Origin of the sequence: Streptomyces regalis (assembly GCF_001509475.1) — a bacterium.
GTDB lineage: Bacteria > Actinomycetota > Actinomycetes > Streptomycetales > Streptomycetaceae > Streptomyces > Streptomyces regalis.
Genome location: NZ_LLZG01000001.1, coordinates 305,015 through 320,213 on the forward strand (window position 1 = coordinate 305,015; position 15,199 = coordinate 320,213).

Below are 15,199 nucleotides of genomic sequence, written 5' to 3' on the forward strand. Positions count from 1 at the left end.
GACGGCTACTGCTGCCGCGCCGTGCCTCCCTGCGCCCCGCGCAGTGCCGCGATCCACGTGGAGATGGCCTGCTGGAGCTCCTCCAACTGCTGGACCATGTCGTCCTCGACGAACTCCTGCACATCGTCGAAGGTCAGCTCCTCGAAGACCTTCGTCGCCTTCTGCAGGCTGCTGTAGAACTTCGTCCGCCGCTCCTGCACACGCAGCTCGGGATCGGCCTCCACCGCCTCGGCGACGAGTGACTTCATGGTGCCGTAGGCCTCGGTGGCCCACTCGCCGGTGTCCTCGTCGTCCTCCAGCTCGTCGATCAGCGACAGGTGCCGCTCGGCCTCCTGGCGCAGGTCGACGGGCGCGTCGACGGTCTGCCCGGCCGGGGTCTTGATCTGGCCGGACTCGGCGATCTGGCGGACGTAGTCGATCCGGTCGATCGCTCGGCTCTCACTGGCGACGGCCTTCTTCAGGTCGTCGGTGCGTACGACGTCCCGCGCCAACTCGGCCTGAAGGTCCGGGTCCTCGACGACCCGGTCGAGGAGGGCCTGGCGCGCCGCGCGGGCGGTCGAGGGGTCGGCGAGGATCGCGGCGCGCAACGCGGTGGGGTTCTCGGCGACCTCCAGGGCCTTCGTCGGGCGGATGCCCTCGGCCTCGGCGGCCTCGGCGATGGCGGTGCCGCGCTCGGAGGTGGCGCTGTTGCGGGACACGTAGTAGCTGAGCCACACGTCGGCGTCCGGCAGCTCCACCTCCTGGCCCGGCGCGAGCGCCTCGAAGTGCGGGACGAGACCGTCGTCGGCGGCCCGGTCCCAGGCCTTGTAGTAGCGCATGACGCGCTCGGGGGAGCACTCGGCGAGTTCGGCGAACTCCTTCGCGGACACCTTCGGGGTCTCGCCCGCGCCCTGCCCGCCGGGCCGCACGCTGCGCGCCACCATCAGGCCGAAGGCCCACCCTCCGGTCCGCGCGTAGACGCCGAACTCGCGCGCGTCCCGCGCGACGAGATCGGACAACGGGGCCTGGGGCGCGGGGGACGTCTCGGGCGGGACGAACGCAAGCGTCACGGATGACTCTCCTGTAGGTGCTGCTTGGACGGCAGAAGTGCAGCCAGCAGCCTATGGCACCCGCGGACGTCGCTCTCGCGGTCTCCGGCTATAACGCGCTCTCCGGCTTCACCCGGTGCGCCGCGCGTGCGGTCAGCCGAGAGCGTCCCGCAGCGCGGGCAGCAGCGTCTTCTCCGCCCAGTCGAGATACGGCAGCTGCGCCTCGCCCCCGATCTGGACCAAGGCGATCTCGGTGAAGCCGGCCTCGGCGTATGGGCGGACGGCCTCGACGAAGACGTCCGGGTCGTCGCCGCACGGGATCGAGTCGGCGACGTCGTCCGGAGTGACGAACTGGGTCGCCGCCTCGAAGGAGTCCGGGTGCGGCAGCTCCGAGTTGACCCTCCAGCCGCTGCCGAACCAGCGGAACTGGGCGTGGGCACGCTTGATCGCGGTGTCCCGGTCGGGGTCGTGGCACACCGGTAGCTGCCCCACCCGCGGCTTGCCCTCGCCGCCGTGCCGGTCGAACGCCTGCAGCTGGCCCGCCTTGGGCTCCGTGGCGATCACCAGGTCGCCGAGCCTGCCCGCGAGTTCGCAGGACTGGTCCCCGGAGACGGCGATGCCGATGGGCGGCGGCTGCTCCTGCAGGTCCCACAGGCGGGCCGACTCCACGTCGAAGTGTGTGCCGCGACGGTTCACATGGCCGCCCTTGAAGAGCGCCCGGATGATCTCCACCGCTTCCTCGAGCATCTCGTGCCGCACGTCCACCGGCGGCCAACCGCCGCCCACGACATGCTCGTTGAGGTTCTCACCCGAACCGAGCGCCAGCCGGAACCGGCCCTCGGACAGCAACTGCATCGTGGCCGCCTTCTGTGCCACCACGGCCGGGTGGTAGCGGAACGTCGGACACGTCACGTAGGTCATCAGCGGAATCCGCGAAGTGGCCTGTGCGGCAGCGCCCAGCACACTCCACGCGTACGGCGAGTGCCCCTGGGAACGCAGCCACGGAAAGGAGTGGTCCGAGGTTACAGAGAAGTCGAAGCCCACCTCCTCGGCGCGGACCAAGTGGTCCACCAGCTCACGGGGGCCTGCCTGCTCGGTCATCATCGTGTATCCGATCTGCACCATACGGGCCGAGTCCCCGGGCAAGGGTGGCGAAAACGGGACAGGCGGGGCGGGGCGCAAGGTCCGGGGTGTGAAACGTCTCGGTCTTCGTCCGGGCGGGCCGGGGGAGGATGCCCGTATGTCTGCCCGCCCGTTGCCCTCGAGCTCCCCCGCCGCCCGGGGCGTCGACGCCTCCGGTGTCCTCGCCTTCCTCGACGCCCTCGACGCCGCCCCCGACATCGAGCCGCACAGCCTGATGATCCTGCGCCACGGCCACCTCGTCGCCTCCGGCTGGTGGGCGCCGTACACCCCCGAACGCCCGCATCTCCTCTACTCGATCAGCAAGAGCTTCACCGCGACCGCCGCCGGGATCGCCGCCGGCGAGGGCCTGATTCGGCTCGACGACCCGGTGATCTCGTACTTCCCCGAGTTCGAAGCCGACATCACGGACCCGCGCAGCCGCGCGATGCTCGTGCGGCACGTGGCGTCCATGGCCAGTGGGCACGAGACCGACACGATCTTCGCAGCGCGTGAACTCGACCGGGAGGACCTCGTCCGCGGGTTCCTCCTGGTACCCCCGCCCCGCGACCCGGGGACCGTCTTCGCGTACAACCAGCCCGCCACCTTCACGCTCGCCGCCATCGTCCAGCGCGCGAGCGGCCAGTCGCTGACCGAGTACCTCCGGCCGCGTCTGCTCGATCCGCTCGGTATCGGCGAGGTCGCGTGGCTGCGTGACCGCAGCGGCCGGGAGCTCGGCTTCAGCGGGCTGCACGCCACCACCGACGCGATCGCCCGGCTCGGCCAGCTGTATCTGCGGGGAGGTGTGTGGGAGGGCGAGCGGCTGCTGCCCGAGTGGTGGGTGGCCGAGGCGACGCGCCCGCAGATCTCGAGCACCGGTGCCATGCCCTGGGACGACTGGCAACGGGGCTATGGCTTCAAGTTCTGGATGTCCCGGCAGGGCTATCGCGGTGACGGCATGTTCGGTCAGTTCTGCGTGGTCCTGCCCGAGCAGGACGTCGTGATCGCGACGACCGCGGACACCTGGGACATGCCGGGCCTGCTGAACCTGGTCTGGGAGCATCTGCTGCCCGCGTTCCGGCCCGCGCCCCTGACCGGCGGCGAGGCGGCGGACGCGGCCCTGGCGGAGCGGCTGGCGGGCCTCGCGCTGCCGCCCGCGGCGGGCAAGCCCGCACCGCCGGAGCGGCCGGAGGACTGGTCCGGCGCCGCGTTCACGCCGGACGGCGGCGTCTGCGGGCACCTGCCCAAGCTGACCGCGATCGACCTCACGCCCGGCGCGGACGGCTGGACCCTGACGCTCACCGAGGACGGCCACCCGCTTCGGCTGCGGGTCGTCGGTGACGGCTGGGCCGTCACCGAGGAGCCGGTGCCCACCGCCGTCAGCGGCGGCTGGACCGACGCGGAGACCCTCGTGGTGGACATCGCCTTCCTGGAGACCCCGCACCACCTGGACGTGACGTGCTCGCTCAAGGACCGGACGTTCACGGCGCGTTGGCGCACCGACCCGCTGCCCCGCCGGCGCCTGCGGGCGATGGGCGCACCTCGCGCGTCGGCCTGATCAGTCCTCGGGCACCCGGAAGGTCCGCAGGAAGACGTCCAGGGCCTCCTGGTTGGCGGGGTCGTCCCAGTCGGCCTCCGGGGTCGACCAGCGCAGTGAGTAGCCCCGGTGTCCGTCGATGAGGAAGCCGCGGCCGAAGGTGCGGACACGGACGCCGTCCTTGTCCGAGAGCCATTCCATGTCGGCGGCCTTGTACCCCTGGTACGTGGTCGCCTCGATCTCGCCGATCCGCTGGAACCCGCCCCGCTCCTCCAGGCCGGGTTGGACGTCGTCGCGCCAGACGGCTACGGGGTCCGAGCCCAGAGCCTCGCTGTAGGTGATGGCCAGTGTCCGCGGATCGCCGTCGGCGCTGAAGAAGACGCGGTACGCCAGGTCCGAAGCACGCTTGGTGCCGAGCGGCTGCCAGCCTTCGGGCAGGGCGACGGAGAAGCCGTCCGGTGACTTGTACGTCGTGTAGCCGCCGGGCAGGGCCGTACCCGACGGGGACGCGGTGGGCGTCCCCGCCTCCGTCGCTTCCTGCGTGGGGGACGAGCTGGGCGAGGAGCTGGGCGTGGGAGTGGGGGACGGGTCGGTGGGGGACGGACCGGTGGGGGACGGGCCGGAGGGCGCCCGGGTGGAGGCGGACGGACCGGGCGCCGTGTCCGCCGCCGACGAGCCCGAGTCGTCCGGCCGGCCGCTGGTCACCCCGAGGACGGCGGCCGCGACGGTGACCACGGCGAGGGCGGTGCCGGCGACCATGGCGCGTCTGCCCCAGCCCGGTCCCACCGCGTACAGACCGCGCGGGCGGGGGCGCGACTGCTCCTGCAGGGGATCCTCGGGGTCCTCGTGGAGGACGCGAACGAACGCCTCACGGACCACCGGCCGGCTCAGCCGCTCCCGGGAGTCCTTGCGCAGCAGCCCCTGCACGGCCTGGGTGAGCGGCCCGGCACGCACCGGGGCCCGCAGCGGAAGCCGGTCCACGCCCTTCAACGTGGCCTCGGGCCGGTCCCGTTCCCGATACGGCGGGCGCCCCTCGACCATTGTGTAGAGGATCGCGCCGAGCGCCCACAGATCGGACGCCGGACCGATGCGCTCGTCACGGGCCTGTTCCGGGGACGCGTACGACGGCGCGGCGACCCGGGGCGCGAGGGTCGCGCCGGCCAGCCCGAACCCGGTGACCACGACGGAACCCTCGTCGCTCACGAAGACCTGGCCCGGGCTCAGCTCGCCGTGGGTGATGCCCGCGACGTGCGCGGCCTCCAGCACGTCGAGCAGTTCGAGGCCGATGCGGGCGGCCCGTACATGGTTGAACGTGCGCTGCTGGGTGAGGAGTTCGCCCAGGGGCGTGGCGTCGATCCACTCGGTGACGATCCACAGGCTGCCGGACTCCTCGACGGCGTCCAGGACGGTGGCGACCCGGCCCGGGCGCAGCAGCCCCATCCGCTCGGACGCCCGCAGGATCCGCGAGGTGGCCCGGCGCGCGTGCTCGGGGCACGGGTCTTCGGGGAGCCCGATTTGAGTGAGGAGGCACGGGTGTTCGGTTTCCGTGTCCTCCCCGTAGTAACTGACGCGATTCGTCTCGCGATGGACGACATCGACGAGCCGGTACCTTCCGGCGACCAACTCCGCTGTGGAGACACGCGCCTTGACCATGGTCATCCCTCGCTGAACCCCTGGCTCTCATTTCTCACAGGAAGTACGAGAGGTGTGACGGGAAGCGTTCAACGAAATCCTCAACTAAAAGGCGTCTCTTTTGCTTTGCTCCTTACGCATGAGTAAGCATCCGGAAAGACAAGGGAATTGAGCCAGCGGGGCTTCAGTGAAGGCCGAAATCCGTCGCCCAGCGCAGCACGTCCCCGGTCGTCGCGTTGCCCCCGCATACGACCAACCCGAGCCGGGCTCCGTCCCCGACCCGCTCCACCACGCGCCGGGCCGCGGGCAGCAGACAGCCGGCGGCCGGCTCCGTCCACACCTTGGCGTGCTCGGCGAGGTCGAGCACGCCCCGCACCGCGTCCCGGTCCGGGACCACGAGCACCTCGTCGACCAGGGCGGACACATGGTCGTACGTAAGCTGCGACACGGCCGGCGCACTCAGTGTGGACACGATCGACGACAGCGCCACCGGCACCGGCGCGCCCGCCGCCAGCGCCTCGGACATGGCCGCGGCGCCCTCGGTCTCCACACCCCAGATCCGCACGTGAGGACGGCGGGCCCGCAGTGCCACCGCGACGCCGGCGACGAGCCCGCCGCCCCCGACGCTGACGAGCACGTCCGTGAGGTCACCGGCGTCGTCGGCGAGCTCCAGCCCGACCGTGCCCTGGCCGGCGATCACCAAGGGGTCGTCGAAGGGATGGACGAGCGTCAGTCCCTCGTCCCGCAGCCGGGTGACGAGCGAGAACGCGCCGTCCATGTCGTCCGTCAGCCGCACCGACGCCCCCGCGTCCTCGACGATCCGGATGGAGCGGGCCGGCGCCGTACGGGGCATCACCACGGTGGCCTTCACGTCGTGGACGGCGGCCGTCATCGCCAGGGCGATGCCGTGGTTGCCCCCGCTGACCGCCACGACCCCGGCGGCGCGCTGGGCGTCGCTCAGCGACAGCAGCTTCGCCGTCGCCCCGCGGACCTTGAACGAGCCGGTGCGCTGGAGGAGTTCGAGTTTGGCCGTGACCGGGACGCCGAGGAGGGCCGACAGGCCGGGGCTGGGTACGGTCGGGGTGTGTACGACGTGGCCGGCGATGAGGTCGGCCGCTGCTTCGACGTCCGAGATCCCGATCAAGGCAGTCACCTTTCTGGCGCGGGGGCGGTGAACCACGCCGCTTCGCACCCTGACGCGGGTGGTGACGCCGGTCAACTCGGTTTCGCTGTGGGCGGCACGGTGACGCGTGGTTCACGGCCGTACGGCGGTGAACTGTGCTTTCACAGATCGCGCCGCACGACGAAGTCGAGCAGCGCGCGCAACTCCTCGGCGGCCCTGGCCTCCAGCGGTACCTCGGCGAGAGCCGCCTGCACGGCGGTCACATGGCGCCGCGCTTCGGCCAGCGCGGCCGAGCGGCCACCCGACTCCTCGATCAGTGCGGCCGCCTCGCCGGGGTCGGTGGCCGACTCCAGGAGCGCGCAGAGACGACCGGCGGCGGGGGAGTCGAGCGCGGCCAGCACGGGGAACGTCTTCTTCCGCTCCCGCAGGTCGCCATACACGGGTTTGCCGGTGACGGCGGGGTCGCCCCAGATGCCCAGCAGATCGTCGACCATTTGGAAGGCGATACCCAGATGCCGGCCGGCACGGTCGAGGGCGGAGACGGCCGCGGGCGGCGCACCGCCGAGCAGAGCGCCCAGCGCGGCCGCACAGCCCAGCAGGGCGCCCGTCTTGTGCTCGGCCATCGTCCGGTACTCGTCCGGCCGCACCCGCTCCGGGCCCGCCCAGGGACGCGTGGCGAACAGCAGGTCGTCCGCCTGCCCACGCACCAGGTCCTGCAACGCCACCGACAGCAGCCGTACGGCCTGCGGGCCCGCCGGTGCCACGGCGAGCGTCTCGACCGCGAGCGCGAACAGCGCGTCCCCGGCGAGAACGGCGGGTCCTGTGCCGTACGCCTTCCACACGGTGGGGCGGCGGCGTCGGGACGCGTCGCCGTCCATGATGTCGTCGTGCAGCAGGGAGAAGGCGTGCACCAGCTCGACCGCAACCGCCCCGGGCACCGCGACACGCCCGGGCGCACCGGCCGCCTCGGCCCCGAGAACCGCCAGCGCCTGCCGTACGCCCTTCCCGCCGGACACCGCGGTTGGTGCGCCGCCCACCTCGCACCAGCCGAAGGAGTACGCGGCCATCTCACCGACCCACGGATGCGTCCGCCCCACCGCCTCCCGCAGTGCGGGCAGCACCAAGGCGCGGCAGCGTTCGAGGACTTGGCGGGCGTCTGTCGGCGCCTGTACTGCAGAGGGGAACACCGTCACCGTACGGCCACCGCCCCGGCGCCCACCACGCCATGCCCAGCAGGATTTTCCGCATCCTCCACGGCGCAGAACTCCTCCTGCGCACGCGCCACCATCTCCCGCGCGTGCCGCAGCCCGATCCGCTCCAACACCCCCGCCAGCTCGGCCAGTTCAGCGGCGGTCTCGGCACGGTCGCGCCCCAGCCGGGCCCGCGACTTGGCCAGCCCCAGCCGGGACAGCGCCTCCCCGCGCGGCTCGCTCATGGCGCGGAACTCCGCGAGCGCCTGCTCGTAGAGATCCCGGGCCTCCGCGTAACGCCCGGCTCGGTACAGGACGTTGCCGCGCATCTTGTGGTTGTAGGCCAGCGCGCTGGAGAGCTTCATCGCACGGCATGTCGCCTCCGCCTCGGACAGCAGGGCCAGCGCCCGCTCGGCGTCGCCGTCGCGCACCGACACGATGTCCGCGAGTCCGCGCAGCGCCCAGGCGTGGCCGCGCCGGTCGTCGGCACGCGCGGCGATCTCGGCGGCCTCCTCGAACAGGGCGTACGCGGTGTCGTACGACCCGGTGTTGCGATGGATCTGGGCTATGCCCTCCAGCGCCCACACCGTGTGCCGCGCCTCACCGCGCCGCCGTGCCTCGGCCAGCAGCTGCTCGTGCAGCCGGTGGACGGCTTCGTAGTCGCCCTGGATCCGGCCGGTCTCCGCCAGACCGGCCAGCGAGTAGCCGCGTACGACGATGTCGCCGCCGCGCTCGCCGAGGTCCGCCGCGAGCTGGAGCAGCCGCCGGGCCAGGGGGAACGCGCCGCGCTGCCGGGCCAGCGTGCCGCCGCTCCACAGCGCCCATGCCATCGCCGCGGTGTCGCCGGCCTCCCGGGCGGCGTGGTAGCTCGCCTTCCACGCCCGGTCTGCGTCCCCGACCTGCCCCAGCCGGCGGTGCGCCTCGGCGACCGCGAGCCCCGAGCGGGCCGCCTCGTCGTGCTGCCCGGCCCGCTCGGCGGCCTGCAACTGCTCGGTGCCGGCGGCCAGTACGTCGGTGAGCGACGAGTTGACGGACAGTGTGGTCAGGGCGCCCTGGTACTCGGGGGCGAATGCCTTGCCGTACATCGATCCCTCTCGGTTCATATACACGCGATGTATACGCTCTGTGTATACGTCACATGTATACGTCGTGTGTATAGAGCGTTGAAAAGCCGCCCTGGCCCAGGGGCCAGGGCGTCACCTGTTGTTGATCAAGACGCCGACACGACAGAGAGGGTTGTCCGTGAGGCGCAGATCACTGCCGGGGACGGTCAGTGCTGCTGGGCCTTCTGCGGCGTCGCCTCGCTCGGCCGGACGACCACATGGCCCTGACCCTGCAGCATCAGCTGCACCGCCTCCCCGGAACCGCCGCGCAGCATCGAGCCGAGGGACTGCGAACGGTGCAGCGAGGTCTGCAGCCCGGCGGTCCAGCCGACCACCGCGTCCGTGTCGACGTACACCGGGTACTGCGCAGAGACCGGGATGACCAGGGGATTGCCCTCACACACCAGCCCCAGGCGGCCTTGTCCCGTGAAGACGCTGTTGAACAGGCCGCCACCGGCGATGCCGGCACCCTTCACCGTCGCGATCCGGTACGACAACGAGGCGTCGAAACACAGGACGTTGCGGCCGTTGACCGTGAACTCGTCGCCCGGGTCGACCTCGACGATGAAGCAGTTCTGCGCCTCGTGCGCGAACCAGGCCTCACCCTGCCCGCGCACCGCCATCAGCGGCAGCCCCTCACCGGTCACGGCCCGCTTGAGCATGCCGCCCACGCCCTGGCCCTTGCGCTCGAACTGGAGGTTGCCGCGGTAGGCGACCATCGCGCCCTGCCGGGCGTGCATCTCGCCGTTCACCGCGTACTTGATGCATTTGGCGTTCTCGATCGTCATGCCCGGCGCCGAGGCGGGCTGGACCATGTGCTCGCTGGAAAAGAGGTCACCCTTCATGGGGGCATCCTGTCCCGGACGGTCCCGTTCCGACCCCGGATCGCGGCATGTCGCTGTCCTCCAGCCGTCAGGCACCGAAGAGTTGAGTCCAGTACGTCCCCGCCGGTCCGCCGCCCGCGAAGCCGATCCCTAGGTGGGTGAAGTCGCGCTTCAGGATGTTGGCGCGGTGGCCGGGGCTGTTCATCCAGCCCTCCACGACCTCGGCGGGGGAGCGCTGGCCGCACGCTATGTTTTCGCCGATCGAACGCCGCGTGGAGCCCGCGGCGGCGGCCCGGTCCCACGGCTGGCTTCCCTCGGGCGAGGTGTGGGAGTAGAACGCCCGGGCCACCATGTCCGCACTGTGCGCCTGCGCGGCGGTGGTCAGCACGGGGTCGACGGCCAGCGGAGGCAGCCCTGACCTGGCCCGCTCCCGGTTGGTCAGGTCGACGACCTCGGCCGCGGTACGGGACAGGTCGCCCGGCGTGAGCGGTCTGGCCCACAGCGCGGTCCAGTAGGTGTCACCCGAGCGGCCGCCCGTGACATACGCCAGGGCGGCGTGGGTGAAGGCCGGGTCGTGCAGGGTGCGGCGGGCCTGTTCGGTGCGCAGGCAGTAGGCGACGAACTCGGCGGGTGTGCGGGGGCCGGAGACCAGGTGCTCGCCGACGGTGAGATACGCGTACCCCGCAGCGGTGATGCGCTGATACACGGAGACGCCGTCGCGGCCCTCGACGCCGAGCCGTCCTGCCCCGGCCATGGAGGAGGCGTGAGCCTGGGCGGCGGAGGCGAGGCGGGCGTCGAGGGCGACCGGCGGTGAACCGATGTCGGCGCGGGCGGAGTTGACCAGGCCCAGGAAGCCGTCGCGATCCGGGAACGGGGCGTGCGGGGCGGTGACGGCGGACAGCGTCTGCATCGTGGGCCGTGCGGTGGGCGCAGGCCGAGCGGCGGGCATGGGAGGAGAGAGGGGTGCGGGCGGGCCGACGGGCGACGGCGGTGCGGGCGTCGACGGGACAGAGGACGGGGCCGGGGACGGAGTTGCGTCCTCGATGACGTCCACCCCGAAATCGCGCGCGAGCCCCGCCAGTCCGTCCGCGTACCCCTGCCCCAGGGCCCGCAGCTTCCAGCCGCCGCCACGCCGGTAGATCTCCGCGAGCAGCAGCACCGTCTCCTGTCGGGGGCGCGGCGGGGCGAACCGGGCGATCGGGTGGCCGCCCGGGCCGGTGACATGGAGCGTGGGGGAGGGCAGGCGGCCCAGGGGAATGCCGGGGTCGGCGGGGCTGATGACCACCGTGACCCGGGTGGCCCCGGGGCGCAGTCGCGGTGGGTCGACGGTCAGGGTGTCGCCGTGGAGTCCGGTACCTGGAGCGGACGGCTGGTTGTAGAACACGAAGTCGGCGTCGCCCCGGACCTTGCCGCTGTCGTCGGTGATCAGTGCGGACACGTCGAAGGGGCCGGGCACCCGGACGGTCACGCCGCCGCCCGGGAGGGGCAGATTGCCCCCGGGAACCAACTCGCTCATCGTGCCGTCCTGGTGGGTGCTTCGAGATCCGGTGGGGATGTCCGGAAAACGTCCACCGGATCTCGTGGGTTCCCGCCGGTCGGGATGACGGTGTGGCGGCGCCTCAGTTCGGGTCCACGCTCAGGGGGATCCCCGGGGCGACGTCCTCGTGCCGTTCGACGGGCGCGGGAAGACGCTGCGGCTTCGCCTGCTTGCCGCAGAACGCGGACTCCAGCGTGCCCAGCATGGAGTTGAGGACCGTGCCGTTGTTGGAGGTGTTGGCGGCCGCGGCGAGGCTGCGCCTGCCGTCCTTGGACGCGAACGCATACGTGTAGTAGCCCTGCACGGCGCCCGTGTGACCGTAGACGGAGATCCCGCACGACAGATCGCGGCGTCGCAGCCCGAGCCCGTACGCCTGCGAGGTGCCCGCCGGCACCCAACGCTCCATCTGGGCCAGCTGCGCCCGGGAGGTCAGCCGGCCGCCGAGCAGCGCCGACAGGAACGTGTTGAGGTCCCGCGTGCTGGAGATGATGGCGCCCGCACTCTGTGCCCAGGACACCGTCTGCTCGGTGGAGTCGACGAGTGCCGCTCCGGCGGCGTCCGGGGTGAGATAGCCGCGGGCGTGCCGACCGGGGATCTTCGTGCCGGGATGGACGTAGAAGGTGTCGCGCAGCTTCAGCGGGTCGATGATCCGGCTCTTGTACTCGGTCCGCACGGAGTGGCCGGTCAGCTTCTCGATGAGCATGCCGGCGACCACGAAGTTGGTGTTGGAGTAGGAGTACGCGCCGCCGGGTTTGGTGGTCCGTGGCTTGCTCAGGGACCGGTTCACCAGCTGCCGGTAGGTGAACACCTTGGTGCGGACCGCCTCAAAGCCGGGAACCGTCCGCGCGAACATCTCGTTGGTGTAGTCGTGCAGGCCGCTGCGGTGGCTCAGCACATGCCGCACGGTGATGCGGTGGTCGGGCAGCAGGCCCGGAAGGTAGCGGTTGACCGGGGCGTCCAGCTTCAGCTTCTTCTCGTCGACCAGTTGCAGCAGGGCGACGGCCGAGAAGACCTTGGTGACGCTGCCGATGCGGAACCGGTCGGCGTTGCTGATGGCCCGTCCGGACTTTCGATCGGCCACGCCGACGGCCGCCCAGCGGATCGTGTCGCGGTCGTCGAGGCGCGCGATGGCGCCGGGGGCGCCCTGCCGCCGCACCGTGCGCAGGACGTTCCACACGCCGGTGACGTCCGGGGCGGGCAAGGTACTCGCCCTCGCGTCGACCATGGGGGCACCGGGTTCCAGGGGCGCTGCGTGTGCGGGCACCGCCAGGAGCGACACGAGGGCCGCCGCCACCGCCGTACCTTTGAACACCGTTGCTGAGACCATCCGGTTTCCTCCCGTTTCTGTCCAGGTGCTGCTGATACGAGAACGATCACCCTCGTGCCGGGCAACGTTCTCGCACCCCGTCACATCGCCACGGACGAGGCACAGTTGGACAACGCGAATCACCGGGAGGGAAACGCCGGCCGGACCGTCGCCATCTCCACCAACCCCCAGGCCGGAGGCGGCTGGTGGTGGCACCCGGCGGGCGACGACTGGGGGGGCGCCTGCGAGTCCCGGGAGGCCCGGCTGCTCACCTCCATCCTGCCCAGGGCATCACCCACGCCCAGGAACCGGTGTGGGCGCTGTTCGGGAACTACTGCACCGCGGCGGCCGAGCTGCGGACGGACATTGACTACGCGGATACGATCGCCTCACTGCGCAGAAAGCTCTACCTGCCACAGGTCAGCCCGAGCACCGGCCGGCTGGAGGAGTGGATGTCCCCCGACAACCTCGGCGAGATCACACACCGGCACCTGTCCCCGCTCGTCGGCCTGTTCCCCGGCGACCGTATCCGCCCCGACGGCTCCACCCCGGCCGACATCGTGGCCGGCGCCACCGCCCTGCTCATCGCCGCCCTGCTCATCGCGCGCGCCACGGAGAGCTTCGGCTGGGCCAACGCCTGGCGCAGTCAGTGCTGGGCCCGTCTGAAGGAAACGCAGAAGGCCTGCCAACTGGTCGTCAGCAAACTCCGCCCGTCGACCGGCGGCAGCCACGGCACGGCACCCAACCTCCCGTACTCCCGGCCGGGGCACATCGAACTCCTCCCGGCGCTTCGCGACCCCTGGGCCGGCTCGGGCTTCGTCCGGGGCGTGGCCGCGCGCGGCGGCTTCGAGGTGGACCTGCGCCGGCGCGACGGGAGACCGACCGAGGCCCGCATCCACAGCGTCGGCGGCCGCACCACGACGGTCGCGTACGGCGGTGTGTCGCGCACGGTCACGATGAGGCGCGGCGCCTCCTTCACGCTGAAGGACTTCGCCAGGTGAGGGCCGAACTTCCGCTCGCCGCCGTCCTGTTGACGGTCGTCGCCTGCCAGTCCCCGACCGCCGAGGCAACCGCCGGCCCCAGCGGCGTCGTCACCTGGGCGGCGAGCGCCGACCGTATGGGCGACGGCATCGCCGGCCGCAGCTACCGGCTCGTCGTGCACACCAGCGTGGGCGGAACCGACCTGCGGATCCGGCTCTCCAACGCCTTCGGGGACCGGCCGATCACCTTCGACAGCGTCTACGCGGGCATCCAGCAGGAGGGCGCCGAGTTGCGGCCGGGCAGCAACCGGCGGCTGGCCTTCGGCGGCGAGCGCACGGTCACCGTGCCCGCCGGCAGCACCGTGTGGAGCGACCCGCTGCCCGGCAGGCTGCCCGCCGCGACCGACCTCGTCGTCAGCCTGCACAGCCCGGACGCGGGTGGACCCGCGAGCGGTCACTGGATGGCCCTGCAGCAGTCGTACGCCACCCAGGGCGACCACACCGCCGAGGAGAGCGGTGCCGCCTGGACCGTCCCGACCGGCTCCTGGTTCTACCTCGACGCCGTCTCCGTACACGTCCCCGCGGGCACCGGAGCGGTGGCCGCCCTCGGTGACTCCATCACCGACGGCTGGCAGTCCACCACCGACCTGAACCGCCGCTGGCCCGACTACCTGGCCCGCCGCCTGCAACGGGCGGACACGGCGGTGAAGGGCGTGGCCAACGAGGGCATCGCCGGGAACAAGGTCCTCGCGGACAACCCCGCCCAGAGTGCACTGAACCGGCTGGAGCGGGATGTCCTGTCCCAGCCGGGCGTGGGGACCGTGTTCCTGTTCCAGGGCGTGAACGACATCAAGGCCCATACGGGCGTCACGGCCGAGGACCTGATCGACGGTTACCGCGAGATCGTCGAGCGGGTGCACACGGCCGGCAAGTGCGTCGTCGGCGCGACCGTCGGGCCGTTCAAGGGCTGGCACGAATGGGACCCGGCCGCCGAGGCCGTGCGCCAGGAGGTGAACGCCTTCATCCGCACCAGCGGTGCGTTCGACGCCGTGACCGACTTCGACCGCATCCTGCGCAGCCCCTACGACCCCGCACGCATGCTTCCGGCTCTCGACGGCGGCGACCACATCCACCCCAACGACAAGGGGATGCAGGCGATGGCCGATGCTGTCGACCTGACCGCCCTGGACTGCGACACCATCGGCTGATGCGGGCGACGGGGAGTCAGCCGACCGTCTCCTCGCGGGTGATCAGGCCCGTCCCGACAGGCGATCGCCACCGCCTCCGTGCGCGCGGCTGGCTGAGGTGCTGGAGACCGTGGAATTCGAGCTGGACCGGCGGGTGATCGCGCGGGAGGAACTGGTCGAGGCCCTGGCCCTGTCCGCGGCCGAGTCCACTGCCGTGACCGAGGCCCAGGCGGAGCAGGAAACGTCGGCGGCCGTGCCGATGCCAAGCTCGACGGTCCCGCCCTGGCGGGAGGGTTTGCCGGTGACCGTGCCGGCGCCGGGCTACCAGCGGATTCTGGGCGTGTTGGCTGAACAACGATCAGCAGGCAGGGGACCGGTGAAGGCCAAGGAGATCGCGGTTCAGCTGGGCCTTGGGACGACGTCGGCGAAGGTCGAGGGAGCACGGTCAAAGGCCAGGCGTCTGGCGGCGCGCGCGTGGCTCCTGCTGGAGGCGTCGGGGGCATTCAGTGCCGGCCGACGGCCCGTGACCGTGCCTAAGGGCTTGCAGATCATTAACACGTCGTCTTGATCATGCTGTTGAGGTTGTTGGTCTGAGCTCGAACCCGAGCCTGGAGGGCTGTGAGGGCGGCGGGC

General features: G+C 71.7%; 12 protein-coding genes and 1 pseudogene. 4 read left to right on the plus strand and 9 right to left on the minus strand.

All coding sequences use genetic code 11. The features are described 5' to 3' along the window. Window positions 1-5: 5 nt before the first annotated feature. Window positions 6-1,049, minus strand: a complete 1,044-nt coding sequence (locus ADL12_RS01370; RefSeq protein ID WP_062697504.1) for a hypothetical protein — start codon at window positions 1,047-1,049, stop codon at window positions 6-8. 132 nt (window positions 1,050-1,181) lie between these two features. Beyond that, a complete protein-coding gene (locus ADL12_RS01375) occupies window positions 1,182-2,153 on the minus strand; it encodes an LLM class F420-dependent oxidoreductase (RefSeq protein ID WP_062697506.1) in 972 nt (323 codons plus the stop codon). Between the two features lie 115 nt (window positions 2,154-2,268). Here ADL12_RS01375 and ADL12_RS01380 point away from each other — a divergent pair, with 115 nt between their 5' ends. Beyond that, a complete protein-coding gene (locus ADL12_RS01380) occupies window positions 2,269-3,705 on the plus strand; it encodes a serine hydrolase domain-containing protein (RefSeq protein ID WP_062697508.1) in 1,437 nt (478 codons plus the stop codon). On the opposite strand, the gene ADL12_RS01385 is transcribed toward ADL12_RS01380, so the two are convergent. From ADL12_RS01385 to ADL12_RS01415, 7 genes are all read right to left on the minus strand, one after another. Then, complete coding sequence (locus ADL12_RS01385; RefSeq protein WP_062697509.1) at window positions 3,706-5,343, minus strand: serine/threonine protein kinase; 1,638 nt, start codon at window positions 5,341-5,343, stop codon at window positions 3,706-3,708. Between the two features lie 157 nt (window positions 5,344-5,500). Further along, window positions 5,501-6,460 carry a pyridoxal-phosphate dependent enzyme gene (locus tag ADL12_RS01390; RefSeq protein ID WP_062697511.1) on the minus strand — a complete coding sequence of 320 codons (960 nt, stop codon included), beginning with the start codon at window positions 6,458-6,460 and terminating at the stop codon, window positions 5,501-5,503. Window positions 6,461-6,600: 140 nt separating this feature from the next. Continuing rightward, the gene (locus ADL12_RS01395) at window positions 6,601-7,632 is read right to left on the minus strand and encodes a polyprenyl synthetase family protein (protein WP_062697513.1); all 1,032 of its coding nucleotides are present in this window, start codon (window positions 7,630-7,632) and stop codon (window positions 6,601-6,603) included. Continuing rightward, entirely contained in the window at window positions 7,629-8,714 is a 1,086-nt protein-coding gene (locus ADL12_RS01400; protein WP_062697515.1) for a tetratricopeptide repeat protein, read from the minus strand. The genes ADL12_RS01395 and ADL12_RS01400 overlap by 4 nt, the downstream gene beginning before the upstream one ends. A gap of 185 nt (window positions 8,715-8,899) precedes the next feature. After that, window positions 8,900-9,577, minus strand: coding sequence for an AIM24 family protein (locus ADL12_RS01405; RefSeq protein ID WP_062697517.1), 678 nt, complete (start codon window positions 9,575-9,577; stop codon window positions 8,900-8,902). 67 nt (window positions 9,578-9,644) lie between these two features. Further along, window positions 9,645-11,072 carry a CAP domain-containing protein gene (locus ADL12_RS01410; RefSeq protein ID WP_062697519.1) on the minus strand — a complete coding sequence of 476 codons (1,428 nt, stop codon included), beginning with the start codon at window positions 11,070-11,072 and terminating at the stop codon, window positions 9,645-9,647. Window positions 11,073-11,175: 103 nt separating this feature from the next. Next, the gene (locus tag ADL12_RS01415; protein ID WP_062697520.1) at window positions 11,176-12,420 is read right to left on the minus strand and encodes a serine hydrolase domain-containing protein; all 1,245 of its coding nucleotides are present in this window, start codon (window positions 12,418-12,420) and stop codon (window positions 11,176-11,178) included. 132 nt (window positions 12,421-12,552) lie between these two features. Between ADL12_RS01415 and ADL12_RS01420 the strand changes: the two are divergent. The 3 genes and pseudogenes from ADL12_RS01420 to ADL12_RS01430 all read left to right on the plus strand — a co-directional run. Continuing rightward, window positions 12,553-13,400 (plus strand): annotated as a pseudogene (locus ADL12_RS01420) (glycosyl hydrolase family 95 catalytic domain-containing protein); the annotation flags it as partial. Between the two features lie 26 nt (window positions 13,401-13,426). Then, complete coding sequence (locus ADL12_RS01425; protein ID WP_244187726.1) at window positions 13,427-14,587, plus strand: SGNH/GDSL hydrolase family protein; 1,161 nt, start codon at window positions 13,427-13,429, stop codon at window positions 14,585-14,587. Between the two features lie 109 nt (window positions 14,588-14,696). Next, a complete protein-coding gene (locus ADL12_RS01430; protein ID WP_244187722.1) occupies window positions 14,697-15,134 on the plus strand; it encodes a hypothetical protein in 438 nt (145 codons plus the stop codon). The last annotated feature ends 65 nt before the right edge of the window (window positions 15,135-15,199 follow it).

Bases quoted from the DNA above. Each gene is read 5' to 3' on its own strand.
- ADL12_RS01380 (WP_062697508.1), top strand. From the start codon at position 2,269: ATGTCTGCCCGCCCGTTGCCCTCGAGCTCCCCCGCCGCCCGGGGCGTC.
- ADL12_RS01400 (WP_062697515.1), bottom strand. From the start codon at position 8,714: ATGTACGGCAAGGCATTCGCCCCCGAGTACCAGGGCGCCCTGACCACA.
- ADL12_RS01405 (WP_062697517.1), bottom strand. From the start codon at position 9,577: ATGAAGGGTGACCTCTTTTCCAGCGAGCACATGGTCCAGCCCGCCTCG.
- ADL12_RS01375 (WP_062697506.1), bottom strand. From the start codon at position 2,153: ATGGTGCAGATCGGATACACGATGATGACCGAGCAGGCAGGCCCCCGT.
- ADL12_RS01410 (WP_062697519.1), bottom strand. From the start codon at position 11,072: ATGAGCGAGTTGGTTCCCGGGGGCAATCTGCCCCTCCCGGGCGGCGGC.
- ADL12_RS01415 (WP_062697520.1), bottom strand. From the start codon at position 12,420: ATGGTCTCAGCAACGGTGTTCAAAGGTACGGCGGTGGCGGCGGCCCTC.
- ADL12_RS01385 (WP_062697509.1), bottom strand. From the start codon at position 5,343: ATGACCATGGTCAAGGCGCGTGTCTCCACAGCGGAGTTGGTCGCCGGA.